Origin of the sequence: Roseibium algae (genome assembly GCF_037783265.1) — a bacterium.
Lineage (GTDB): Bacteria > Pseudomonadota > Alphaproteobacteria > Rhizobiales > Stappiaceae > Roseibium > Roseibium algae.
The window spans coordinates 76,680-101,817 of sequence record NZ_JBAKIA010000010.1 but is presented as its reverse complement, the minus strand read 5'-3'; the positions used below and the strand labels follow the sequence as shown (position 1 = coordinate 101,817).

Annotated in this window: 22 protein-coding genes; 11 read left to right on the top strand and 11 right to left on the bottom strand. The window is 55.1% G+C overall.

Annotation, left to right across the window (positions count from 1 at the left end; translation table 11 throughout):
• Positions 1-26 precede the first annotated feature (26 nt).
• The 5 genes from alr to V6575_RS14600 all read left to right on the top strand — a co-directional run bounded on the left by alr (position 27) and on the right by V6575_RS14600 (position 5,595).
• Entirely contained in the window at positions 27-1,193 is a 1,167-nt protein-coding gene (gene alr / locus V6575_RS14620) for an alanine racemase (RefSeq protein ID WP_340275336.1), read from the top strand.
• Positions 1,194-1,227: 34 nt separating this feature from the next.
• Positions 1,228-2,622, top strand: a complete 1,395-nt coding sequence (gene radA / locus V6575_RS14615; protein ID WP_340275335.1) for a DNA repair protein RadA — start codon at positions 1,228-1,230, stop codon at positions 2,620-2,622.
• A gap of 80 nt (positions 2,623-2,702) precedes the next feature.
• A complete protein-coding gene (locus V6575_RS14610; protein WP_340275333.1) occupies positions 2,703-3,314 on the top strand; it encodes a CvpA family protein in 612 nt (203 codons plus the stop codon).
• 71 nt (positions 3,315-3,385) lie between these two features.
• Positions 3,386-4,858 (top strand): amidophosphoribosyltransferase, encoded by a 1,473-nt coding sequence (gene purF / locus V6575_RS14605; protein ID WP_340275332.1) that lies wholly within the window; start codon positions 3,386-3,388, stop codon positions 4,856-4,858.
• Between the two features lie 8 nt (positions 4,859-4,866).
• Complete coding sequence (locus V6575_RS14600; RefSeq protein ID WP_340275331.1) at positions 4,867-5,595, top strand: SDR family NAD(P)-dependent oxidoreductase; 729 nt, start codon at positions 4,867-4,869, stop codon at positions 5,593-5,595.
• Positions 5,596-5,683: 88 nt separating this feature from the next.
• On the opposite strand, the gene V6575_RS14595 is transcribed toward V6575_RS14600, so the two are convergent.
• The 4 genes from V6575_RS14595 to V6575_RS14580 form a co-directional block, all read right to left on the bottom strand.
• Entirely contained in the window at positions 5,684-6,490 is an 807-nt protein-coding gene (locus tag V6575_RS14595) for an inositol monophosphatase family protein (protein ID WP_340275330.1), read from the bottom strand.
• 84 nt (positions 6,491-6,574) lie between these two features.
• Positions 6,575-8,017, bottom strand: a complete 1,443-nt coding sequence (der, locus tag V6575_RS14590; protein ID WP_340275327.1) for a ribosome biogenesis GTPase Der — start codon at positions 8,015-8,017, stop codon at positions 6,575-6,577.
• 41 nt (positions 8,018-8,058) lie between these two features.
• The gene (locus tag V6575_RS14585) at positions 8,059-9,405 is read right to left on the bottom strand and encodes an outer membrane protein assembly factor BamB family protein (RefSeq protein ID WP_340275326.1); all 1,347 of its coding nucleotides are present in this window, start codon (positions 9,403-9,405) and stop codon (positions 8,059-8,061) included.
• A complete protein-coding gene (locus tag V6575_RS14580; RefSeq protein WP_340275324.1) occupies positions 9,402-10,082 on the bottom strand; it encodes a tetratricopeptide repeat protein in 681 nt (226 codons plus the stop codon). The genes V6575_RS14585 and V6575_RS14580 overlap by 4 nt, the downstream gene beginning before the upstream one ends.
• Positions 10,083-10,591: 509 nt before the next feature.
• Between V6575_RS14580 and V6575_RS14575 the strand changes: the two genes are divergently transcribed.
• Positions 10,592-10,891: a PilZ domain-containing protein gene (locus V6575_RS14575; RefSeq protein ID WP_340275322.1), complete on the top strand. Its 300-nt coding sequence runs from the start codon at positions 10,592-10,594 to the stop codon at positions 10,889-10,891.
• 60 nt (positions 10,892-10,951) lie between these two features.
• Here V6575_RS14575 and V6575_RS14570 read toward each other — a convergent pair whose 3' ends face one another.
• The 6 genes from V6575_RS14570 to V6575_RS14545 form a co-directional block, all read right to left on the bottom strand.
• Positions 10,952-12,088 carry a Gfo/Idh/MocA family protein gene (locus tag V6575_RS14570; protein ID WP_340275320.1) on the bottom strand — a complete coding sequence of 379 codons (1,137 nt, stop codon included), beginning with the start codon at positions 12,086-12,088 and terminating at the stop codon, positions 10,952-10,954.
• A gap of 9 nt (positions 12,089-12,097) precedes the next feature.
• Positions 12,098-12,844 carry a sugar phosphate isomerase/epimerase family protein gene (locus tag V6575_RS14565; protein WP_340275319.1) on the bottom strand — a complete coding sequence of 249 codons (747 nt, stop codon included), beginning with the start codon at positions 12,842-12,844 and terminating at the stop codon, positions 12,098-12,100.
• 184 nt (positions 12,845-13,028) lie between these two features.
• Positions 13,029-14,117 (bottom strand): ABC transporter ATP-binding protein, encoded by a 1,089-nt coding sequence (locus tag V6575_RS14560; RefSeq protein ID WP_340275318.1) that lies wholly within the window; start codon positions 14,115-14,117, stop codon positions 13,029-13,031.
• Positions 14,118-14,120: 3 nt separating this feature from the next.
• Complete coding sequence (locus tag V6575_RS14555; RefSeq protein WP_422785582.1) at positions 14,121-15,056, bottom strand: carbohydrate ABC transporter permease; 936 nt, start codon at positions 15,054-15,056, stop codon at positions 14,121-14,123.
• Between the two features lie 52 nt (positions 15,057-15,108).
• Entirely contained in the window at positions 15,109-16,005 is an 897-nt protein-coding gene (locus tag V6575_RS14550) for a carbohydrate ABC transporter permease (RefSeq protein WP_340275317.1), read from the bottom strand.
• A gap of 175 nt (positions 16,006-16,180) precedes the next feature.
• On the bottom strand, positions 16,181-17,410 hold the full coding sequence (locus V6575_RS14545; protein WP_340275466.1) for an ABC transporter substrate-binding protein: 1,230 nt from the start codon (positions 17,408-17,410) through the stop codon (positions 16,181-16,183).
• Between the two features lie 534 nt (positions 17,411-17,944).
• Here V6575_RS14545 and V6575_RS14540 point away from each other — a divergent pair.
• On the top strand, positions 17,945-19,015 hold the full coding sequence (locus V6575_RS14540; RefSeq protein WP_422785579.1) for a LacI family DNA-binding transcriptional regulator: 1,071 nt from the start codon (positions 17,945-17,947) through the stop codon (positions 19,013-19,015).
• 64 nt (positions 19,016-19,079) lie between these two features.
• On the opposite strand, the gene V6575_RS14535 is transcribed toward V6575_RS14540, so the two are convergent.
• A complete protein-coding gene (locus tag V6575_RS14535) occupies positions 19,080-20,117 on the bottom strand; it encodes a LacI family DNA-binding transcriptional regulator (protein WP_340275316.1) in 1,038 nt (345 codons plus the stop codon).
• A gap of 239 nt (positions 20,118-20,356) precedes the next feature.
• Here V6575_RS14535 and V6575_RS14530 point away from each other — a divergent pair, with 239 nt between their 5' ends.
• The 4 genes from V6575_RS14530 to V6575_RS14515 all read left to right on the top strand — a co-directional run bounded on the left by V6575_RS14530 (position 20,357) and on the right by V6575_RS14515 (position 25,133).
• A complete protein-coding gene (locus V6575_RS14530; RefSeq protein ID WP_340275315.1) occupies positions 20,357-21,988 on the top strand; it encodes a sugar ABC transporter ATP-binding protein in 1,632 nt (543 codons plus the stop codon).
• Positions 21,978-22,976 (top strand): ABC transporter permease, encoded by a 999-nt coding sequence (locus V6575_RS14525; protein WP_340275463.1) that lies wholly within the window; start codon positions 21,978-21,980, stop codon positions 22,974-22,976. Before V6575_RS14530 ends, V6575_RS14525 begins: the two co-directional genes overlap by 11 nt.
• A 76-nt stretch (positions 22,977-23,052) precedes the next feature.
• A complete protein-coding gene (locus V6575_RS14520; RefSeq protein WP_340275314.1) occupies positions 23,053-24,006 on the top strand; it encodes an ABC transporter substrate-binding protein in 954 nt (317 codons plus the stop codon).
• 71 nt (positions 24,007-24,077) lie between these two features.
• Positions 24,078-25,133: a sugar phosphate isomerase/epimerase family protein gene (locus V6575_RS14515; RefSeq protein WP_340275313.1), complete on the top strand. Its 1,056-nt coding sequence runs from the start codon at positions 24,078-24,080 to the stop codon at positions 25,131-25,133.
• Positions 25,134-25,138: the final 5 nt, after the last annotated feature.

Sequence of the window (25,138 nt, the reverse complement as noted above, 5' to 3'; positions counted from 1 at the left end):
AGTGACTGATGCAAAAGGCGATACCCTTGCAGGATAATATACGCTCATCCGCCTCTGTTGTTGGCGAGGCGCTGTCTGGTGGCAGGCTAACCATCGACCGAGATGCCATCGCCGCAAACTGGCGTTTACTAGAGGGTCACCTGAAAGCTGGCACCACCTGCGCTGCCACCATCAAGGCAGACGGCTATGGCACAGGTGCGACAGGCACAGCTCAGTCACTTTGGGATGCGGGATGTAAAACATTCTTTGTCGCTCTGCCCGGCGAAGGCCTGATTTTACGAGAAGCGCTTCCGGACGCCACCATCTACATTCTGGGAGGCCTGTTTCCAGGTGCAGCAGGCGACCTTCAATCGGCCAGGCTGATCCCGGTGCTGAACTCTGTTCCTGAAGTCGAGGAATGGGCAGCGTTCTGCCGTGCACAAGGTCAAAAGTCTAAGGCCGCGCTTCAGCTGAACACCGGCATGAACCGCCTGGGCATGGACCCAAACGAGTTCGCTAATGTCATGGCGCGACCAGAGATCACTGACAGTTTTGATCAGGCGCTTCTGATGACCCACCTGGCGTGTGGCTCTGATCCAGATCATCCGCTCAATAGGCGCCAGCTGGAGGCCTTTCGGGCTGCAACGGATCCGTTTCGACAGATCCCTCGCTCCATGGCCAATTCGGCAGGCGTGTTTCTGGGCGAGAACTATCACTTTGACCTTGCACGCCCTGGCATTTCGCTCTTTGGCGGCAAGGCAATTGATACGCAGGCCAACGTTATGGCACCGGTGGCCATGGTCGAAGCGCGTATCATGCAAGTGAGATTTGTACCTGCTGGGCAGACTATCGGTTATGGCGGCGCAGCCACTGCTCAACGCGACTTAAAAGTAGCTTTGGTCGCGGCAGGCTATGCAGACGGCTTGCTTCGCCGCGCAGGCTCCTCCGATGACAGGCCTGGTGGTTTTGGCCAGATCGGCCGCCACAAAGTTCCACTGATCGGCCGAGTATCGATGGACATGATTGCCGTTGATGTCACGGATGTGCCGGGCGACCTTGCCTCACGCGGTTCCTTTGTGGAAATGCTCGGCCCCAATGTTGATGCCGCAGACCTTGCCGCTTATGCCGACACCATTGACTACGAATATCTGACCTCGCTGGGGCAGCGCTATCACCGTCGCTACCAGCCTCTGCCCACTCCGGATCAAAAATGACCGGGATTCAGCAGGCCCAAGGAGTTTCCGCTTAATGGCGCGTCGTTCCAGTAGTTTCATCTGCCAGTCTTGCGGTGCTGTCTATGCGAAGTGGACCGGGCGCTGCGAATCCTGCGGTGAGTGGAACTCCATCTCAGAAGAACAGGCCAGCGGCGGCATTGGCGGCGGCCCATCCAAGAACAAGCCAACCAAGGGACGCATCGTTCCTCTGGTTGGCCTTCAAGGCGACACCAAGGAAGCCCCCCGCATCCAAAGCGGGATCAAGGAACTTGACCGGGTCGCTGGTGGTGGGTTCGTGCGCGGCTCGGCCCTGCTGGTTGGCGGCGCTCCCGGCATTGGCAAATCAACCCTGCTAATTCAGGCAGCGGCCGCCTTTGCCAGGCTAGGCCACAAGGCCGTTTATATCTCTGGTGAAGAAGCCATTGGCCAGGTTCGCCTGCGCGCTGAACGCCTTGGACTGACAGATGCACCGGTTGCCCTAGCGGCTGAAACCAGTGTTGAGGATATTCTGGCGACGATGCAGGACGGAGAGCCGCCTGCCCTGCTGATACTCGATTCGATCCAGACACTGTGGACAGAACAGGCAGATTCTCCCCCTGGCACTGTGACCCAGGTGCGCGCATCGGCACAGGCCATGGTGCGTTACGCCAAGAAGTTCGGCACAACCCTCGTTCTGGTCGGCCATGTAACGAAAGATGGCCAGATCGCAGGCCCGCGCGTTGTCGAGCATATGGTCGATGCCGTGATGTATTTTGAAGGCGACGGAGCGCATCAGTTCCGCATCCTGCGCTCGGTCAAGAACCGCTTTGGCGCGACCGATGAAATCGGCGTCTTCGAGATGACAGGTGCCGGACTTGCAGAAGTTGCCAATCCGTCGGCGTTGTTTTTGGGTGAACGCTCAACCAATTCCCCAGGGGCTGCTGTTTTTGCGGGTCTGGAAGGCTCGCGCCCGCTCTTGATCGAAATACAGGCACTGGTGGCCCCCTCCCCCCTTGGAACGCCACGTCGCGCTGTCATCGGCTGGGACACTGCCCGGCTTTCAATGATCCTTGCCGTGCTGGAAGCGCGCTGCGGAGTACGGTTTTCACAGCATGATGTCTACCTGAATGTGGCAGGCGGACTTAAAGTCAATGAGCCTGGCGCCGATCTGGCTGTGGCTGCAGCCCTGGTCTCTTCGCTCAGCGGGCTTGCCCTTCCGGCCAATTGCGTCTATTTCGGCGAGGTCAGCTTGTCTGGGGCGATCAGACCGGTCGCTCAGGCACAATCCAGGCTGAAAGAGTCCCAGAAACTGGGGTTCGACAAGGCATTTTGTCCACAAGGCAACTTGAAGGATAAAATGCAATCTGATTTCGCGGCGACTGGCCTTGAGGATCTCGGGGATTTCATCGCCAAAATTTCGGTAAAAGCGGGTGCAGGAAAAGAATCCTGATATCCTTGCCATAGCCAAATAGAACGGCTTCCGGCGCAACATGCGCAACGACAGGCCGGCACAAGGGACTGAACAGACACATGCCGATCACGCTGCTAGACGGAATACTACTCGTCATCATGCTCATCTCGGCGGTTCTGGCCATGATCCGCGGATTTGTACGCGAAGTGTTGTCCATTGCCTCTTGGGTTGCTGCTGCTGCTGCCGCTTTCCTGCTCTACAAGCAGGTCCTGCCTTTCGCCAAGCAGTACATTGCCCATGACCTGGTCGCTCTCGGGGCATCCGTTGCGGTCGTGTTCATTGTGACCCTTCTGATCGTCTCCTACATCACCATGCGCATTTCAGACTTTGTTCTGGACAGCCGCATTGGGGCTTTGGATCGCACTCTGGGCTTCGTCTTTGGAGCTCTCAGAGGCATGTTGCTTGTCGTCGTCGCCATGATGTTTTTCAACTGGTTCGTTCAGCCTGAACAACAGCCGGGCTGGATCGTCAAGGCGAAGTCCCGTCCCATCCTGATCTCCATCGGTGAACGCCTCGTGGCGATCCTGCCGGAAGATCCGGAACGTGCTATCATGGACAAGCTACGCCCTAACGCCTCCCCAGAAGCCAGTGCTGGCGGCGAAAACGAAGAGGCTGGATACAGCCCCTCCGAGCGTCAGGGCATTGAGCAGCTGACCACCGGCGGCAACTAAAAATAAATCCCGAAAGCGCAAAATGCTTCCGGGTGGCAATGTGACCAGTCGGCATTACAAGGAACTACTCCATGCACGGCGAGATCGATCTCAGCGAGCCTTTCGACCCGGATGCCGACACACTGCGCGAAGAGTGCGGCGTTTTTGGCATTCTGGGCCACGAAGATGCCAGCGCCCTGACCGCCTTGGGGCTGCATGCCCTGCAGCATCGCGGACAGGAAGCTGCCGGGATCGTGACCTTCGACAATGACCAGTTTCGGGCAGAGCGCCACCTTGGCCTCGTCGGCGATCATTTTTCCAAAGCCGAGACAATGGAGCGCCTCACCGGCATGGGTGCCGTGGGGCATGTGCGCTACTCAACAACCGGTGAGACGATCCTGCGCAATGTGCAGCCATTGTTTGCCGAGTTGGAAGGCGGCGGCATTGCCATCTGCCACAATGGCAACTTCACAAATGCGCTGACAATTCGCCAGCAACTGATCCGCGACGGAGCCATCTGCCAGTCCACATCGGATTCTGAAGTTGTTCTGCAGCTGGTCGCCCGCTCCCGCGAGCACAAGATCGTTGACCGTTTCATTGATGCCATCACCAAGATGGAAGGTGCCTATGCACTGGTTGCCCTGACAGCGAAGAAGCTGATCGGCGCGCGTGATCCTCTGGGAATTCGCCCCCTGGTGCTTGGCGACCTCAATGGCGCGCCTATCCTGGCGTCCGAGACCTGTGCCCTCGACATCATCGGCGCGACATTCATCCGCGAAGTCGAAAATGGCGAAGTCGTAGTTTGTACCCCAAGCGGCATCGAGAGCTACTTTCCCTTCGGCAAGCAGCCCGCCCGCCCATGCATCTTTGAATATATCTACTTTTCCCGTCCCGATTCAGTCATCGGCGGTCGCAGCGTTTATAACGTGCGCCGGGAAATGGGCCGTCACCTGGCCAGAGAATCCATCGTCGACTGCGATGTGGTCGTTCCGGTGCCCGACAGCGGCGTTCCCGCTGCCATCGGCTTCAGCCAGGAAAGCGGCGTACCGTTTGAGCTGGGCATCATCCGGAACCATTATGTTGGCCGCACCTTCATTGAGCCGACCCAGCAGATCCGGACACTTGGCGTCAAACTGAAGCATTCGGCCAACAAGGCAATCATCCAGGGCAAGCGCGTCATTCTGATTGATGACAGCCTCGTGCGTGGCACCACCTCGGTGAAGATCGTGCAGATGATCCGGGATGCTGGTGCAACCGAAGTTCACTTCCGCCTCGCCTGCCCACCGATCCGCTATTCGGACTATTACGGCATCGATACGCCGGTGCGCGAAAAGCTTCTGGCGGCAAAATACAACATGGAAGAAATGCGCAAGTATATTGGCGCAGACACGCTGTCCTTCCTGTCGATTGATGGCCTCTACCGGGCAATGGGCTTTGAGGGCCGTGACAACGAAAACCCGCAGTTCACAGATCATTGTTTCACCGGAGACTATCCAACGCCACTGACCGATCTGGCTGAAGACCATGATTTCGTTCGCTCACCGCGCCTTGTCGAAGTAGGCTAGGACACATCATGGTTCAGGATTTTGATGGACGCATCGCGCTGGTCACAGGTGCCTCGCGCGGCATTGGCTATCAGCTGGCTAAAGAACTCGGCAGCCGCGGGGCTCATGTCATCGCCATTGCCAGAACTGTTGGCGCACTGGAAGAGCTGGATGATGACATCAAGACAGCAGGCGGCCAGACAACGCTGGTTCCCGTTGATCTGACTGACTTCGATGCGCTGGATCGTCTGGGCGCTGCTGTCTATGAGCGCTGGAAGAAACTCGACATTCTGGTCGGCAATGCCGCACAGCTCGGCGTGTTGTCGCCCCTTGGACACATTGGCCCGAAGGACTTCGACAAGGTCATGGCGACCAGCGTGACCGCCAACTGGCGTCTCATTCGCTCACTCGACCCGCTGCTGCGCCAATCCGATTCTGGTCGCGCCGTTTTCATGACCTCCCATCACGCGCGCGAGTGCACGCCCTTCTGGGGGCTGCAGTCGGTCTCAAAAGCCGCTCTGGAGGCTCTTGTGCGGACTTACGCCCATGAGACGGAAAAGACAGCCATGCGGGTCAATCTGTTCGACCCTGGTCCTGTGCGGACCGGACTGCGCGCCAAGGCTATGCCCGGCGAAAACCCGGACAAGCTGCCCCAGCCGGTTGATGTGGTTCCCGAGCTTCTGGCTATGCTGCTCCCGGATGTCGGAGTCACAGGTCAACTCTATGACCGCACCAAAGGCGGCTTTCAGGCACTGTAAAACCCATCTGAATTTGATCTAACCAACAGACAAAAAAGGCGCGCCGATCGGACGCGCCTTTTTGAATTGGTCAGAGAGCTCTTGCCGTTTAAGCAGACTGTTTCATCTCCAACGGCGCGAAGGACGCATCGGCGATGTCGCAAATTTCCTTGAAGACGCCCGGACCACCAACAACAACGCGCGCGCCGTTGATCAGGGTGTCATGCGCATCATAGGGCGCGACTTCACCGCCCGCTTCCGTGGTGATCAACATGCCAGCCAGGCAATCCCAGGCGTTCATGTGGGATTCGCAGTAGCCGATCAGACGACCGGAGGCCGCATAGGCCAGCATCAGTCCACCGGACGCATTGCGGAAAAACACTCCGCCCTTTGACACGAGCGCCCCAATGCAGTTGATCGCATCGCTGGCCGTTGTGCGGCCATTGAAGCCAATGCCCAAAGATCCATTGGACAGGCTGTCACTGTCGGTCACTTTGATCGGGCGGTCATTGACGAAGGCCCCATGGCCCTTTGCAGCGCGGAACGTCTCATTGACATTCGGGTCATGAATCACGCCGACGATGGTCTCGCCATTGTGTACGCACGCAATGATCACACACCACTGGGGAATGCTGGTCAGAAAGTTGGCCGTTCCGTCAATCGGATCAATCACCCATGTGTAACCGGACGTTCCCTCAACATCACCATGCTCTTCGCCAACAATCCCATCTTCAGGATAAGCTGCAGCAAGCGCCTTGCGAACGAGGGTCTCCACATCGCGGTCCGCCTCGGACACAAGGTCCTGATGGCCTTTTTTCGTAACAGTCAGCGTTTCGAGACGGCGGAAATAATCCATCCCGAGGTCACCGGCCTTACGGGCCAGCGTTGCGGCAAAATCAAGCCGTTCGATCGACATAAAATATCTCCTTGAAGGAAAACAGAATCGGTTCCGCGGAACGGAACCGCCTTGCTGTAAGAGGCTTTTGCGACGGAAAGTTGACTATTGGATCTTGCGCTTCTTTTTCACCGCATAAGGATTGTCACCCTTTCGGTAAGAGAGCCGGATCGGCGTGCCGTGAATATTGAAGGTTTCACGCAGCTTGTTGACCAAATAGCGGGTGTAGCTTTCTGGCAGCTGTTCCGGACGGGAGGAGAACGCAATGAAATGCGGAGGCCGTGTCTTGGCCTGCGTGACATAGCGCAAACGCACACGACGGCCGGCAACAGCAGGTGTCGGATGGTTCGCAGTGACCTTTTCCAGCCATCTGTTCAACTTCGATGTCGAAACGCGGGAGTTCCAAGCCTCATAGGCCTTGAACACGCCTTCGAACAGGCGATCAATCCCCTGCCCCTGAATGCCGGACATGGTGACAATCTGGACACCACGGATCTGGTTGAAATAGCGATCATTGGCATCCTTGATGCGCTTCCAGGCTGCGTCACGATCCTCGATCAGATCCCACTTGTTGACCGCAACCACCAGCGCACGACCTTCACGGGCAACCAGTTCGATAATCTGCAGATCCTGCTTCTCAAAGGAATTGGTCGCATCCAGCGTGATCACAACGACTTCGGCGAATTTAATCGCACGAAGGGCATCTGCAACCGAGAGCTTTTCCAGCTTTTCCTGAACACGTGCCTTACGGCGAATACCTGCTGTATCAAACAGTTTGATATGCCGGTCTTGCCAGATCCATTCGACCGAGATGGAATCGCGGGTAATCCCGGCTTCCGGCCCCGTCAACATGCGCTCTTCGCCCAGCATGGAGTTGATCAGCGTCGATTTGCCTGCATTTGGTCGTCCAACGATGGCAACCCGCAAAGGCCTCTCTGTGGTACCAACAGGGATCTCTTGCTCAATTGGCTCGCCATCTTCATCGACATCGACGTTGGTGACGGCTTCCTCGATTTCGATATCTTCAGCAGCTTCAGCTTCTTCTGCGTCAATACGGTCGACCAAAGGCTTCAGCGCATCATAAAGATCAGACAAGCCCTCGCCATGCTCCGCAGAGAAGGCAATCGGATCACCAAGGCCAAGCGCGAAGGATTCATAGAGCCCGCTGTGGCCCGCCTTGCCTTCGGCCTTGTTGGCCAGGAGAATGACCGGCCTGGTGGTCTTGCGCGCAACTTCTGCAAAATGGGCATCAAGCGGGGTCACGCCCGCCCGCGCATCAATCACGAAGAGCACGGCATCGGCCTCGAGAATCGCTTCTTCGGTCTGACGGCGCATACGGCCCGCCAAACTGGCACTGTCAGCGTCTTCCAGACCGGCTGTGTCAACAATGGTGAACTTCAGGTCACCAAGACGCGCTTCGCCAGGGCGACGGTCACGGGTCACACCTGGGGTGTCGTCGACCAGCGCCAGGCGTTTGCCCACAAGCCGATTGAACAACGTGGACTTACCGACATTCGGCCGTCCGATAATGGCGACTTTGGCGCCCACACTCATTACTCCTGATAAGCCGCGCTGACCCGGCGTCCGGGTCAGTTATATGCAGCGACGGCGTCATCGCCGTCCAATACGATCATCCGCCCACCGGCAATGATCGGGGTCACATAGACCTTTGTCTTTACGTCGTAGGTGGCCATGATCTTGCCTGAAGCAGCATCAAGCATCGCCATGCGTCCATCGCTGGATACAGCGACCAGTGCACCATTCGCAAGCACCGGACCTGCCCAATTGCGTCGTTTTTTCTTTTTTTCCGGCCGTGGCAAGGTGGTTGTCCAAATAGCCTCGCCCGTCTTGCGGTCCATGGCGACCATGCGATCATCCAAATCCACCATGAAAAGCGCGCTTCCAGACACAACCGGTGTGTGCACACTTCCCAAATCCTGTTGCCAAACCCGTTCGCCGGTTTTCAGGGAAGCAGCAATGGTTCGCCCTGCAACACCTGTTGCGAAGACCGTATTACCTGAAATGATCGGGCTGGCCGACACATCAGAAAGACCAGACACTGCCAACGTGCGGAAACCGCGGGCAACACCGTCAATCCAGACCGGCTCGCCCGTCTTGATATCCAGCGCCATGATTTCTCCGGAAGAGAAAGGCACCACAACGCGATTACCGGAAATCGCCGGATTGGCCGATGACAACACGCCAGCGTTTTCTTCTATACCAGCGTAACTCCAGGCCTCGGTACCATCTTCCTGTTTAACAGCAAAGACTTCATTGGACTGGGACACGACAAAGACAAGGCCGTTGCCTGCAACAGGAGCGCCGCGCGCTGGCGTTTCAAGATCGGTAGTCCACAGAACCTGACCGGAGGCTGCATCAAGTGCTGCAAGTTTCCGATAGCCAGTCGCCGCATAGACGATATTGCCCGAAACGGTAACTCCGCCACCAGGCGCTATGCCCTTTTCGTCTTCGGGGCGCAAAGACCGGGTCCAAAGCTTGGCGCCGCCCGTGCTGAGCGCAACAACGTCGCCATTGGGCTTGTAAACAAAAATACGCCCCGCCGCGCTGACCGGGCGTGCAGAGCCGCGCAGCGCGTCAGATGTTAAGCTACCGCCGGACGATCCAATCTGGGCGCGCCAAGCGCGGGAACCAGATACGCTGATCGCAACATTGCCCGGATCATTGGTCAGTCCACCACCAGCTGTACTCCAGTCCTGCCCTCCAGACGCTTTGCCAATAGACGCAGTGCCACCTTGAGCAACAACGCCAGGATCAACACCGTCAAATACGGGACGCCGTTCACCAGAAAGTGTTTTGTCCTTGGAGAAAGGATTGATGCTGTCTGAAAATTCCGAAACGCTACTGCAACCGGCGAGCATCAGGGAAAGAACCAGCGCACCACAGGCCGGACGCCAGCTGAATGACTTGTCAATCACTTGTCGGCTCCTTCAGAACCCTCAGCCGGACCGTTGGTCCCGTCAATCACCTGGGTCAGAATACCAACGCGGCGTGTCACATCTGTCGGTGTTGCAGGGTCATCCGTCAGAGCCTTGATCCAAGAGCGGGCAGTCTTGATATCGCCAGCTTTCCAGGCTGCAACAGCCAGAATCTCACGGGCCCCGGAGCGGAAAGGACCATCTGCACCGGTCAGGCCTTCGACACGATCAGAGATCGCATCATAATCTTCCGTATCGACTGCGATATAAGCAGCACGGAGACTTGAAATCTCGCGAAGCCCCTTGTTCACAGACGTATCAGCGGAGACTGCATCAAATTCGGCAAGCGCTTCGTCCGAACGATCCGTGCGCGCCAGTTCAGTCGCACCGCGCATGCGAGCCAGAGCAGGATAGCCACCAGTAGAGGTTGCCAGGTCCGCAAATATCTTTTCAGCTTCGGCAGAATCACCGCTCTCCGACAGCCGGACAGCTTCAAAGAATGCGTCACCAGCCTGTTGGGACTGATTTTCCTGCCAGTACACCCAGCCACGGTAACCACCTGTGACCACCACGACCAAGACAGCAACTACGATCACCCAGGGGCCTAGGCGATCCCAAAGCCGACGGTACTTCTCCTGACGGATGTCTTCATCGACCTCACGAAAAATATCGGACATGCTTGTCTTGTTCCTGCATTCAAATATGTGGAGCCTATCTCCCGGTTCACAATGGCGCGAACCAGAAGCCTGACGTGTGCGAAACAATATCGCCTTGCCTCAGTTGAGGCAAACGCCTGTATAGGCTTCTTTTCAACGGTTTAATGGCACAAGTTAGGCAGAGACCGATTTTCTGTCTCGCTTTCCTCACGCCATGATCGACCGTGCTTACGTCAAGGGATAGCCAATGACAAGCTCGCAACCTTTTCAAACCTGAAAACAATCAGCAAATTCGCTGTATTTGGAACCCGGCTTAACATCTGGGTTCCACATTTCAGTCGGAGCAAGTGTTGTTTCAAACCGAGAAGAAAACAATTGCCCGCGGCCTCTTCTCGCGAAGCCCTTGCCAATCCCCCCAAGGCCTTTAGGGGATGTTCTGCATATACCCCTTGCGAGTCACCAATCAAATCAAAGTTTTGTTCACATTCATTGCCCATACTTACTTCTGATTGCATTCCCAGGAAAAGAGCATGTCTGAGTCACCTGAACATACCGAAAACCGTAGGTGCAATGAGCGCCGAAGAACGCTGAAGGCAGCCCGCATTGTATTTGCCGGCCTGACCCAAGTGTTCAATTGCACGATCCGAAACGCCAGCGACACAGGGGCTTTACTGGTTTTACCCAGCTCAATTGGGGTCCCGAATTCATTTTTGCTCTATGTTGATAATGAAAGCACACGGCGTCCGGCCGAAGTGATTTGGCGCAGGGAAGATCGCATGGGCGTTCGGTATACTGGTCCAGCAGAAAGCACGATCAAAAAACTATCCTGACAAAAATTCGATCAAAAGCATAAAACGGCAAAGCTGAGCTTCGCCGTTTTATTGATCAGGTTACGCACGAAGCATGGCCTCGGCTTCAGCCTTAGTGAGCGCTGCCGGGCGCTCACATGGTGTTTGAATATCAATGAAACTGCCCGTCTCTCCGGACTTGAGGATCGAGGTCATCACGTCGACCGCATGTAGCCCACGATCCAGTGAACAGCGATAGTCCCGACCAGCAATCAGGGCCTGAGCCATGTCAGCCAATCCGGCAGCCCGATAGTTCGCCATTTTACCATGCGCATGATCCTGGTTCGGAATGCCGAAGGGATGTCCATCATCTGGCAAGACACTTGCATTTCCCTTGCTGTCCGTGAGCGTTACATCTCCACCAAAAAAATTCGGGTCCGGAACATAAAGCGAGCCCTCCGTTCCATAAAGCTCCATATGGTCATGACGATGTGCCCAGACATCCCAGCTGGCTGACAAGGTGATCGTTGCGCCGGACACGAATTCCAACAGGGCATGAATATTTGTCGGCGTCTTGACAGGGATTTCCTCACCAGCACGCGGTTCGCTTGAAATGGTGCGCGTCGGCGTTGCCATAGACGTCAGAGCCGCAACACGTTTGACCGGTCCGACCAGATTGACCAGATTCGCGATGTAGTAAGGTCCAAGATCCAGAATTGGCCCGCCGCCTGGCAGAAAGAAAAAGTCAGGATTCGGATGCCATTGCTCCATGCCATGGCTCATGACGTGGCATGTGCCCGAGGTGATCTGCCCAATCTTGCCTTCATCTATCGCCTTGCGAGCTCGCTGATGAGCACCGCCCAGGAACGTATCTGGCGCTGTGCCAACTTTCAGGTTCTTTTCCCGGGCCAATGCCTGCATTGCCAGGCCATCTTCCAGTGACAGAGCCAGCGGCTTTTCAGAATAAACATGCTTCCCAGCACTCAGAATCTCCCGGGAGACAGGCCAGTGGGCATCAGGGACGGTCAGATTGACAATAATGTCAATATCATCTGCTTCCAGAAGGTCATGCACCGTGTCTGCCCGAATGCCGAACTCGTCTGCCCGCACTTGTGCAGCTCCCCGCTTCAGATCCGCACAGGCACGCACCTGCACACCCTTGAACAAAGGCAGAAACTCGAAATATGTCGTTGAAATATTACCGCATCCGATGATGCCAACACCCAGTGTGTCGCTCATAATCCTGCCCTACCAGTTCTTTGAAGCTTCAATTGAACGCTTGGCGAAACGGATCGCATCGCTCGGTTTGTCATGTTCCATCACGAACAGGCGCGTCGGCGTGTTTTTCAAGACCGCGATCAGCTGTTTCCAATCCATTGTGCCCTGCCCGACATCCGCCCAGCCGTCCTCGTCAGCACATTCGCCTTTGGAAGCAATATCCTTGACGTGCACCGCACTCAGACGGTCTCCGTAATCCTTGATCCACTCCAATGGATCCGCACCACCGCGAACAATCCAGGCGATATCAGCTTCCCAGCTGATGCTCTGGGCATTGTCCAGTATGAGCCTCATGGGAATGCTGCCATCGCTGAGCGGCACAAATTCGAAATCGTGATTGTGCCAGCCAAAAGTGAAGCCCTTTGCCCCATAGCGCGTCTGGAGCGCCTCAAGGCGTTTGGCAAAATCAATCCAGCCCACAGCATCAACCGGGCGTTCGCTTGCATCCAGATAAGGGCAATAGATATGGGTGATACCAAGTGCCTTGGCGATCTCAAGCACCCTGGCCTCATCATCTTCCAGCATCTGCAGTGAGAAGTGGCCGGATGGCATCGCAAGGCCTACAGAATCCATAGAAGCTCTGGTTGCGACTGCATCGTCATAGACGCCACCGTAGCCTTCGACCTGTGTGTAGCCAGCCTCCGCAATCGTCTTAAGCATACCCTCAAGCGAGGGGTAATCTCTGGCACTGTAAAGCTGAAAAGAATAATCGGTCATTTTTCTCTCCCATGGCCGTTTGGTCGACCTTTATGGTGTCAATGAAATGCCTGCCGTTCGTGCCGCTGGAGGACAACATGCGAGCGTCAGGCGTCAGATCCACAAAGTCTTGCGGATCTTTGGGTTGTGATCAGATCCGCAAAGAACGGACCTATGGGCAAGGCCTGGCTTTCTGGCTGAGCCTTTAGATACGGTCTTCCGTGCTGGCATCGAACAGGGATGCATGGGCCAGATCAAAAGTGACGAACACCTTGTCGCCTGGTCGATATTCGCCAGCGCTATCAGCCCGAACAGACATGGAATGGCTACCGAGGCGAAGCCAGACCAGACTGTCTGCCCCCATGGGTTCTTCCAACTCCACGACTGCAGGAAGATTGGGGCCGCTCGTTGCCTCCCGCGTAATCGTCAAATGCTCAGGACGAACACCGAAGATCACATCCTGGCCATTGAACATGTCTGTTTGAGCATCATATCCATCCAGTGAAACGGATTGATCCGGCCCCAGAAGCACCGAACTGCCCCCCGCTTGGGCTAGCAAAGACCCTTTCAGAAAGTTCATGGACGGCGACCCTATGAAGCCGGCGACGAATAGATTGACCGGCTTGTTGTAAATCGTCAGCGGGGCATCAAGCTGTTGGATTATTCCACCCTTCATGACGGCAATACGATCAGCCAGAGTCAGAGCCTCGATCTGGTCATGAGTGACGTAAATCATCGTGTTTTTAAGGTTCTGGTGCAGGCGCTTGAGCTCTACACGCAACTCGGCCCGCAGTTTCGCGTCCAAATTGGACAGAGGCTCGTCAAACAGGAACACATCCACGTCGCGCACCAGCGCCCGGCCAATGGCAACGCGTTGGCGCTGACCGCCAGAAAGCTGAGCGGGCTTGCGCTTTAACAAGGACTGGATCTGTAGAACTTCTGCGGCCCGCTCAATCCGCTTGGCAATCTCCCCCTTGGGCAATCCAGCAATCTTAAGTCCAAATGAGAGGTTCTTCTCCACGCTCATTTGCGGATAGAGCGCATAGGACTGGAACACCATGCCGATGCCCCGGTCTTTTGGCTCTTCCCAGGTGACATTCTTGCCGGAAATGAAGATCTGACCCTCGGAAATATCCAGCAGCCCCGCAATGCAATTGAGCAGCGTGGACTTGCCACAGCCAGATGGCCCGAGCAGCACCAGAAACTCCCCCTCATCAATGTCGAGATTAAGGGTGTGGAGCACTTCCAGAGAGCCGAATTTCAGAGTCAGGTCGCGGACGGAGACGCTTGTCATGCTTTAGCCCTTCACCGCGCCGGCTGCGATGCCGCGCACGAAAAGTTTTCCAGAAACGAAATAAACCACAAGAGGAACCAGGCCGGTCAGGATCGTGGCCGCCATATTGACGTTGTATTCAATCACGCCCTGGTTCGAATTGACGATGTTGTTGAGCTGGACTGTCATCGGATAGAGGTCCGGCTTGGTGAAAATCACCCCGAACAAAAAGTCATTCCAGATGCCTGTGACTTGCAAAATGATCGCCACCACAAAGATCGGCAGGCTCATCGGCAACATGATCTGAAAGTAGATTGCCCAAAAGCCAGCACCATCGACCCGCGCCGCCTTGAAGAGCTCTTCAGGCATGGAGGCAAAGTAATTGCGAAACAGAAGTGTCAGGATCGGCATGCCAAAGACCGTATGGACCAGCACCAGACCACTCAGGCTGCCATAAAGGCCCATTTCCCTGAGCAGGATCACCATCGGATAAATCATCACCTGATATGGAATGAAAGCGCCAACGATCAGGATGATAAAGAACACCTCGCCGCCCTTGAACTTCCAATTTGCCAAGGCGTAGCCATTCACAGAGGCGATGATGATCGACAGGATCACTGACGGCACAAGAATGCGAACAGAATTCCAGAAACCGCGAGACAGGCCATCGCAATTAAGCCCCGTGCAAGCTTCCGACCAGGCCTGCACCCAAGGCTGAAATGTCACCTCCACTGGCGGTGCAAAGATGTTGCCGATCCGGATTTCCGGCATACCCTTCAGGGACGTGACCATCATCACATAGAGCGGCAGCAGATAATACAGCGCCACCATGATGAGCGTTCCATAAAGCATGATGTTGCGGCCGGTGATCTTCTTCCGTAGCCGCACACCTTTCGGGCCCTCCTTGATGCGATTGCTCGCAGCTGGCTGCATAATGGTTGTGCCGCTTGGTGCATCCATATGAGGCGCAATCAAAGCCCCTTTGAAGGGTTTTCCGTTGGATAATTTGATATCAGACACGACGCGCCTTGCCTCCAAATTCGATGTAGGCCCAAGGCACGACAACAATGATCACCGAGAGCAGCATCATGGTTGAGGCCGCGAACCCCTGACCGAGGTTCTGTGACAGGAACATTGCGTCATAAACATATTTGGCCGGCACTTCGGACGCGATTCCAGGGCCTCCGCCTGTTTGGGCAACAATCAGGTCATAGACCTTGATGATACCCGAGGCGATCAACACAACGGCGGTAACAAAGATGCCTCGCATCATTGGAATGACGATGAAGAAATAGGTTTTCCAAGTCGGAATGCCGTCAACGCGCGAGGCTTTCCAAATATCCTCGTCAATGCCGCGCAGCCCCGCCAGCATCAAGCACATGATCAGGCCGGTTTCATGCCATAAACCGGCGATCAAAACCCCGTAAATCACGATGTCTGAATTATACAGCGGATCGAAAGCGAAACTCTCGAACCCCATACTGCGAACGACGTGCTGAATGCCAAAGTCGGGATTGAGAATCCATTGCCACGCAAGCCCGGTCACAATGAAGCTGAGCGCGAAAGGATAGAGGAAAATTGTACGGAACGTGTCCTCAAAACGGATTTTCTGATCCAGCAACGTGGCCAGCAAGAAGCCGATCAGAAGAGCGAAGATCAGCGAGAACACACCGTAGATGGCAAGGTTTTCAATTGAGATTAGCCACTTGCTGCTCGACCACAGGCGCTCGTATTGAGCCAGGCCAACAAATTTTTCCTTGGGCAACAGCTTGGAGCTTGTAAAGGAATAAAGGACCGTCCACGCAGTGCCTCCCAGAAAAACCACCAATGCCGTGGCAATCATTGGGATCGCTGCCACTTTGGCGCTTAAATTCCGGTGCCACCTCATGGGGCGTTTTGCAACCGCCATACTTCCATAACCTCAGTCGCAGCAACATTTCCGAAACGATGGAAACGGCTTGCTTTCACCACATGACATGACACGTAGGATCATCCGGACCGCGGACGCAATCCTTGAACGTCTCCGGCCTCGATTGCCTTCATGTCGAAGGAAAGCGAGACCGGATCTTGTCAATCGTCAGACATCAGCTCGCATTTGATACAATCTTGGCAAAACGGGCCTGAGCGTCCTCAGCTGTGATCGAGGTGTCGTTGAAGAACTCAACGAAGAGGTCATTCACTTGAGTCAAATCATCTGCAGACATCAATTGATCTGGGGACTGGATGACATTGCCTTTCGCCAAAATATCGAGGCCTTTTTTCATGCAGTCATTTGCAGCAGCCAGATCAACATCACCGCGCACTGGAAGCGAGCCCTTCTTGAGATTGAAGGCCACCTGCGTTGCCGGAGCCATCATGACTTTTGCAAGTTCGGCCTGAGCTGCCGAGATCTCCGGATCATCCACTTTCGGGAAATAGAACGCATCTCCGCCAGTCTGAATGACTTCGTTGACGCCAAGGCCGGGAAGACAGCTGTAATCCTCGCCCGCAACCTGGCCCGCAACCTGGAACTCTCCCTGGGCCCAGTCACCCATGATCTGTCCGGCGGCCTTGCCTGTGATCACCATATTTGTGGCGTCGTTCCAGTTCTGGACGTTTGAGCCTTTGGACATCTCCCGTGCCGTGGCAGCTGCCTGGAACGCCTTTGCAAGCTCTGGCCCAGCGGCCATCTCGGCATCCTTACCCCCAAAAACGGCAGTGTAAGCTTCCGGTCCGGCGAGGGCGACCAACAGGACCTGAAACGCCAGCGTTGTCTGCCAAGGCTGCTGCCCGACCGCCAGCGGAAGAATACCTGCAGCCTGCAGCTTCGGCGCAGCGGCTGAATATTCCTCCCAGTTTGTTGGAACAGGAAGGCCAACTTTTTCAAAGGCTTCGTTATTGAGCCACAACCACTGCTGTGAGTGAATGTTGACCGGAACACAATAAATCTTGCCATCCAGCGTGCAGCTGTCGAGAAGAGTTGGCGGATAGACGACATCTTTCCAGCTGCCTTCAGCGGCGATGTCGGAGAGATCGCGCATCAAACCGGCTTCCACCAGCTCTTCTGCCTGACGGCCATGGTTGAACTGAGTTGCGCCCATAGGGTCTCCGCCGGTGATGCGGGAAATCATGATTGGACGCGCTGTTCCTCCGGATCCGGCAATCGCGCCATCAACCCACTTGTTGCCAGTCGCATCAAAGGCCTTGGCAAACTCTGCGACTGCAGCCGCTTCGCCCCCGGATGTCCACCAGTGCGTCACTTCCAGATCAGTTGCCAATGCAGCCCCACCAAGTGGCATTGCAACTGCTGCCATCAAAAGGCCCAGTCGTCCCATCCCAGATTTCGAAATTCCCATGTCATTTCCTCCCATAACTGCAATTTACTGCAACGTTATAGATCGAGACTAAATCGGGTCTTTGGATTTTACAAGAGCACACCCAAAAGTAGCTGTGCGGGTGCGAAGGGAGGGCTATTATTTTGATTCAAGAAAGCACTAAAACCCTATATATTTAATCACATAATCGTCATTTATCATTGAAAATCTTATTGTTTTCAGATTAGAGAAGCGCTTTGAAACGAAACAAAATGCCCATTAGCAGTTGCAGCATTCAATCGTCATATATGGGAAAAACCAACGCGAGATAAGAGACATTGTTGCATTTAACTGTAACGTTTTAGTATTCTTCCCATCATCGCCGAAATACGACGTATCTAGATCGAAGCATAACTGTCGGCCCGCTTCAGATGGCACCCGAACACAAACGCCTTGAATCCAAAACAAAAGGCACCGGATACATTTCCCTTTCCCGCAGGATGAGGGGCACCTAAAACACAGAGTGAATTCACCAGCCCGATCAGGATCCACCTCGTGACAGATCAAAAGCCCAGCACTGCTTTGGCTACCAAGGAAAAAGACCGAAAGGCGGATGCTCAAAACGAGACGAGCAGCGCAGAACCGCGCACACGTCCCACACTCAAAACAATTGCATTCATGACAGGTCTCGGGATCACAACCATCTCCAAGGCGCTGAAGGATGCACCTGACATTGGTGAGGCAACCAAGAAGAGAGTTCGCCATGTGGCGGACCAGGTTGGCTATCGGCCAAATCGGGCGGGCGTTCGCCTTCGGACCGGCAAGACCAACGTCATCAGCTTGATCTTAAACACGGAAGAAGAGATCCTGGGTCTGACAAGTCAGATGATTCAGGGGATATCAGAAGTGCTGGCTGGCACGCCCTATCATCTTGTCGTCACGCCCTACACCCACGCCAGCGACCCGATGGATCCGGTCAAATATGTTGTCGAAACCGGTTCTGCCGACGGCATCATCATGTCGCGCATGGAGCCCGAAGATCCACGCGTGCGGTATCTGCACGACAAGAACATGCCTTTTGTCACCCACGGACGAACAGAAATGGGCATTGATCACGCCTTTCATGATTATGACAACAAGACCTTTGCCAGCGATGCTGTCGATGTTCTGGTCAGGCTTGGACGTAAACGGCTTACGTTGCTCGGCCCTCCCCGCACCCTGACCTATTCAAGGCACATGAGCGAAGGCTTCCTGGAGGGGATCGCCAGGCACGACCTGCAGCAAATTCCACTCAATCAGATCACCATTGACGATGACATCCAGACGATAGCCAATGCCGTTAAAAAACTCATGAGCGGAGACATGGCACCAGATGGCATTGTCTGCGGCGCAGGAAGTGCGGGCATTGCTGCGGCCTTTGGCGCTGAACAGGCAGGCTTTGAACTGGGCCGGAAAGTCGACATCGTCTCCAAACAGTCCTCATTTGATATGCTCAAATGGTTCCGGCCGGGCTTGAACGTCATCAGTGAGGATTTTCGCGACGCAGGTAGGGATCTTGCCCGCAAGGTTTTGGCCAGGATTGATGGAACTCCCCCTTCACAACTGCAAACTCTCGCCTATTCCTGACCTTAAGATCTGACATCGCTCCCGAGACCCTAGCCCTGATCCAGCCTCAGCCTCATAAGAGTGGTTAGATGGCCCGTGACAGGCCGAAGCCCCCCGGGGCGCCGGTGCTGCCTCGAATGATCAACTCGACAGGTAAAATGACCGGACCTTCGTTAGTCGGCTTTCGCTCGACCATGTCGAGCATCTTTTCCATAGCAGCCTCACCAATCAAACGCCGGGGCTGACGCACTGTTGTGAGTGGCGGCGTAGTGCAGCTTGAAAACGGTATGTCATCAAAGCCAAGCACCGAGAAGTCCACAGGCACAATGAAGCCGCGCTTGCTGAGCGCCAGCAACACGCCAATGGCCATGTCGTCATTGGCGCAGAAGAAAGCCGTTGGCAGAGAATCGCGAATAAACAGCCGCTCAACAGCCAATCGGCCACCTTCGATGGAAAAATCGCCGTCAAGAATCAAGTCCCGATCAACAGGCAAGCCCATTTGCCCCAGCGCCTCCTCGTATCCAGCTAGACGATCAATGGACAATATATTGGATGCTGGCCCTGATATATAGGCAATGCGCCGATGCCCCAGCTCCACCAGATGACGCACTCCGATCCGCGCGCCATGGCGATTGTCCACACCAATGAAGGGCACATATTCATCGGGAATCGCCTCACAAGCAGCCACGATCGGGGGCAAATGCTGACGCACTTCGGCTGCACCATAAGGCAGGTGCCCGGTCATCAGCACAATGCCATCTGCCTTGTTGGAACGGGTATAGTTCAGGTACGTCGCCTCGGTGCGAGGATCATTTTCGGTGTTGCCGATCAAAAGGCCATAACCACGACGGCTGGCTGCAGCCTCGAGTCCAAGCAGAATATTAGCAAAGAATGTATTCGATATATCCGGTACCAAGGCCAGGATCATCTTTGAAGACTTGTTGCGCAGGCTCTGCGCCATGGCATTTGCCGTGAAGCCCGTTTTGGCAATCGCAGCGTTGACCTTCTTGCGGGTTGCCTCAGCCACTTTCCCCGGATGATGCACAGCCCGGCTGACCGTCGCAATAGACACGCCTGCAATCCGCGCTACATCCTCGATTGTTGCCGTCTCACGTTGCTTCAAGCACTTTCTCCACCCTAACCTCCCACTTTTAGGCGGTTTCCCCTCTCTTAAGCAAGAAGCCAGACCTCTCCCGCAAGACAAGAATGTAAACCTTTACATAAAACATGAAAAGGTTTACACAATTCATAATACGACTAATTTTGACTTATCGCAGGATGCTGAGAAAATCCAAATTGCCTCTTTATCACACCTAAAAAGCTATATCGTTCGCCGGACATCGGCGCTCTGGGAGGAGAATTATGAACGATTTGCGCGCTGATACCGCGACCAGTGAATCACCTGCTCCATCGGGGCATACGAGCCCTTGTGATCAAGCACCCAACGCCCGGCCAATTTTGTCTGCGCGCCACATATCCAAATCGTTTGGTGACATTCAGGTCCTCTTCGGAATCGATTTTGATGTCCACCCAGGCGAGGTTCATGCGCTCATAGGCGAGAATGGCGCTGGCAAATCCACCTTGATGAAAATTCTGTCAGGCTACCATCAGCCAACCTCCGGCAAACTCCTGCTTGACGCAAAAGAGATCACCTTGCCTCCAGATGGTCTTGCAGAGGCTCTTGGCGTTGTCCTGATCCACCAGGAATTTAACCTGGCCGAGCAGCTTTCCGTTGAAGAAAACATTTTTTTGGGCCGTGAATTGCGCAAAGGCTGGTTCATTGATCACGCCGCCATGCGCCGCGAAACTGAGAACTATCTGAGGCAGCTCAAGGTCGACCTTGCCCCTGATGCCATTGTCGCTGATTTGTCGGTTTCACAAAAGCAGTTCGTTGAGATCGCCCGTGCCCTCAGCCGCCAGGCACGCGTTCTAATCATGGACGAGCCGACCGCAGTTCTGACACCAGATGAAACCACTGCCTTCTTTGAGCAGATCCACCTTATGCGCGAAAGAGGCGTCGGCATTGTTCTCATCTCTCATAAGCTTGACGAGGTGAAGGAACTGGCCAACCGGGTCACCGTGCTTCGTGACGGCCACCCGATCATCTCCACTGCGGCTGATGAGCTGAGCGAAGATGACATGGCACGCCATATGGTTGGTCGCGATTTGTCAGACATGTTCCCGCCCAAGCATGAACCAGACGTCGACACGCCCAACGTATTAAGCGTGAAAAACCTTAGTGTCGGAGCAACCCTCCAGAATGTCTCTTTTGATCTTAAAAAAGGCGAGATATTAGGATTTGCAGGCCTAATCGGCTCTGGGCGTTCGGCCTTGTTCGAGACCATCATTGGGTTACGCCAAAGGACAGCCGGGTCCACAAGGCTCAGCGGTGATTTGATTGAACTGACCGCTCTGGAACAGGCGCGCGATCATGGCATTGCCTATCTGACGAAAGACCGCAAGGGCCAGGGGCTGCTCTTGAGCGATGGCCTGAAAATCAACCTCACCCTGTTTGCCCTGAGCCAATTCAGCAAAAAGGGCCTGATTGACGACAAGCTGGAAGAAGAAGCACTGGATCGAGCCATTCGCCGGTTCGACATCCGGGTGCGCGACCGCTCAGTCCCCGTTGGCGCCTTGTCCGGCGGCAACCAGCAGAAGCTTCTGCTTGGCAAGGTATTGGAGATCGACCCTGACATATTGATCGTGGATGAGCCGACGCGCGGCATTGATGTCGGCACCAAACAGCAGATCTACAATTTCATTGCAGCCCTCGCTGCTGAAGGAAAATCCATCGTCCTGATCTCCTCGGAGATGCCGGAAATCATTGGCATGAGCCACCGTGTGGCGGTCATGCGTTCCGGTCATCTGACAGGCATCCTGTCGGGAGACGAGATCGAGGAACACGAAATCATGCGCTACGCGACCGGCCTCAAGGGCGAAGGCGCGAAAGCCGCACATGGGGAGATTGATATCCATGCAGAAAATGCTTCGTAAGCCTTCCCCGTTTGGGATTGGCTCTTTTGAATTCAAGACATGGGGGCCCCTGCTCGCTCTGGTTTGCCTGATGATCCTTGGAACGTCGCTGAACACGTCCTTCCTGTCAGAAGGGAACATTTCCAACATCCTGACCCGCAGTGCCTTCATTGGCATCATTGCGGTTGGAGCAACGTTCGTCATAACGTCCGGGGGCATTGACCTGTCGGTCGGGGCCATGGCTGCCGTCATCTCCGGCATGATGATCATCATGATGAATGCGCTGATGTCCGTGTTTGACAGTGCAAGCCTGATCATCGCCTGCGGCATTCTTCTATCACTTGTTCTGGGTTTGCTTGCTGGCGCAATCAATGGCGTTGTCACCACCCGTGGTAAGATCGAGGCCTTCATTGTCACCCTGGGCACGATGGGTATCTTTCGCTCTCTAGTGACCTATTTCGCCGACGGCGGAACCCTGTCTCTCGACTTTGCCATTCGCGGTGCCTATCGGCCATTTTATTATGGCTCGGTTCTGGGCATTCCGGTTCCAGTTCTCGTGTTTTCAGTGGTTGCCGCAATCGGCTGGGTCATTCTCAACCGGACAGCATTTGGTCGCCATTGCCGGGCCATCGGATCCAACGAGGCGGTCGCCCGCTATTCAGCGGTACAGGTCAACCGGGTCAAGACACTGACCTACATTGTGCAAGGTCTTTGCGTATCGTTGGCAACCATCATTTACGTACCGCGCCTTGGTTCGGCATCCTCTTCAACCGGCGTCTTGTGGGAATTGGAAGCGATTGCAGCTGTCATCATCGGCGGCACAGTTCTCAAGGGCGGGTCAGGCCGGATTGGTGGAACTGTGATTGGCGCAATCATGCTGACCATGATTGGCAACATCCTCAATCTGACAGATCTGATCTCCAATTACCTGAACGGCGCAGTTCAGGGGACGATCATCATTGTTGCCGTCTGGTTGCAAAGAGGCGGCTGGAAAAATCAGGGCGATTAAACGCCTGGTATCGTGCCGCTGGGATCCAGTTGGTGCAAATCCGGGGTAACCCGGGCAATAGGGAGTGGAGGAACAAATGAAATTCACAGGTAAATTCCTTGGACTGGCGACTGCGCTTGCCATGTCCTTTGCAGGGGCGACTCTTGCCGCCGACAAGATCAAGATTGGGGTATCTATCCCCTCAGCCACACATGGCTGGGCCGGTGGCCTGAACTATCACGCCAATGTCGCGGTTGAACGGATGGAAGAACTCTATCCGAACATCGACATGATCCTCGTGACAGCTTCTGATGCTTCGGCTCAGGCCAACGATCTGGAGGATCTTGTCAGCGTGCATAATATTGATGCCCTGGTGATCCTTCCCTTCGAATCCGAGCCACTCACAGACCCGGTTCGCATGGTGAAAGAAAGCGGCGCATTCGTCACCGTTGTTGACCGTGGCCTGAGCCTGCCCGGCATTGAAGACCTCTATGTAGCAGGCAACAACCCTGAGCTTGGCCGTGTCTCGGCTAAATTCATCAAGGAAAAGCTGAACAACAAGGGCGACATCGTTGTGCTTCGCGGTATTCCAACCGTGATCGATGAAGAGCGCGTAGACGCGTTCATGGCGGAAATTGAGGGAACCGACATCAATGTTCTTGATATGAAACACGCCAACTGGAACCGGGATGACGGCTTTGAAGTGATGCAGGACTTCCTGTCCCGTTTCCCTAAAATCGACGCTGTCTGGGCGCAGGATGACGACATCGCCATCGGTGTAATCGAAGCCGTCAAACAGGCTGGCCGCGAAGATGAACTGTTCATTCTCGGTGGAGCGGGCATGAAAGACATCATCAAACGCGTGATGGACGGCGACCGCTTAGTTCCAGCCGATGTTCTCTATCCGCCAGCAATGATCGCAACAGCAATCGAGCTGACCACTCTCAACTATGTCTCCAACGCACCTGTCACAGGACGTTTCATTCTTGGCGCTCCCTTGGTCACACCGGAAAACGCTGAAAACTATTACTTCCCGGACTCGCCTTTCTAATCAAAGCGGGTCAACCTTGGCAGGCGTTCAGCAAGGGGACGCCTGCTCTTTTTTCGTTTGGGAGAAACCACATGAAAACCATGAAGGGGCCAGGGCTTTTCCTGGCACAATTTGCAGGCGACGCCGCCCCATTCAATTCGCTTGAAGCCATAGCCACCTGGGCAGCAGACCTTGGCTACAAGGGCCTGCAGCTCCCGACTTTCGACGGTCGCCTGTTTGACCTGAATCAGGCAGCAGCCTCAAAGGGCTATTGCGACGACATGAAGGGTATGCTTGCCGACAAAGGACTTGAGGTCACAGAGCTTTCAACCCATCTTCAAGGTCAGCTGGTTGCGGTTCACCCTGCGTTCAACGAATCCTTTGACGCCTTTGCGCCCGAAGCTGTGCATGGCAACCCAGAAGCCCGGACGGAATGGGCTGTAGACCAGATGAAGAAGGCTGCTGTTGCCAGCCGACACTTTGGTCTGGATGCCAGCGTCAGCTTTCCCGGTGCCCTCGCCTGGCCCTATGTCTACCCTTGGCCACAGCGTCCCGCAGGCTTGATCGACACAGCCTTTGAGGAACTGGCTAAGCGCTGGAAACCTATCCTGGATGTCTATGACGAGCATGGCGTCGATGTCTGTTATGAAATCCATCCGGGCGAGGATGTTTTTGACGGGGCAACATTCGAGATGTTCCTCGACGCGCTGGATGGCCATGCGCGCTGCTGCATCAACTATGACCCGTCTCATTTCGTTCTTCAGCAGCTGGATTACCTCGCCTTCATCGACATTTATCATGAGCGGATCAAGGCGTTTCACGTCAAGGATGCCGAGTTTAACCCGGACGGCCGTCAGGGCGTTTATTCTGGCTATCAGCCTTGGGTGAGCCGGGCTGGCAGGTTCCGCTCCCTTGGGGACGGGCAAGTCGATTTCGCCGGTATTTTTTCCAAGCTTGCCGCCTATGACTACGACAGTTGGGCCGTTCTGGAGTGGGAATGTGCTCTGAAACATCCCGAGAACGGCGCGGCCGAAGGCGCACCCTTCATTGCAGATCACATCATCCGTGTAACCGAACATGCATTCGATGATTTCGCCGGTGGGTCCGCCGATACAGCGAAGAACCGAAGTATGCTTGGGCTGGACTGAGAGAA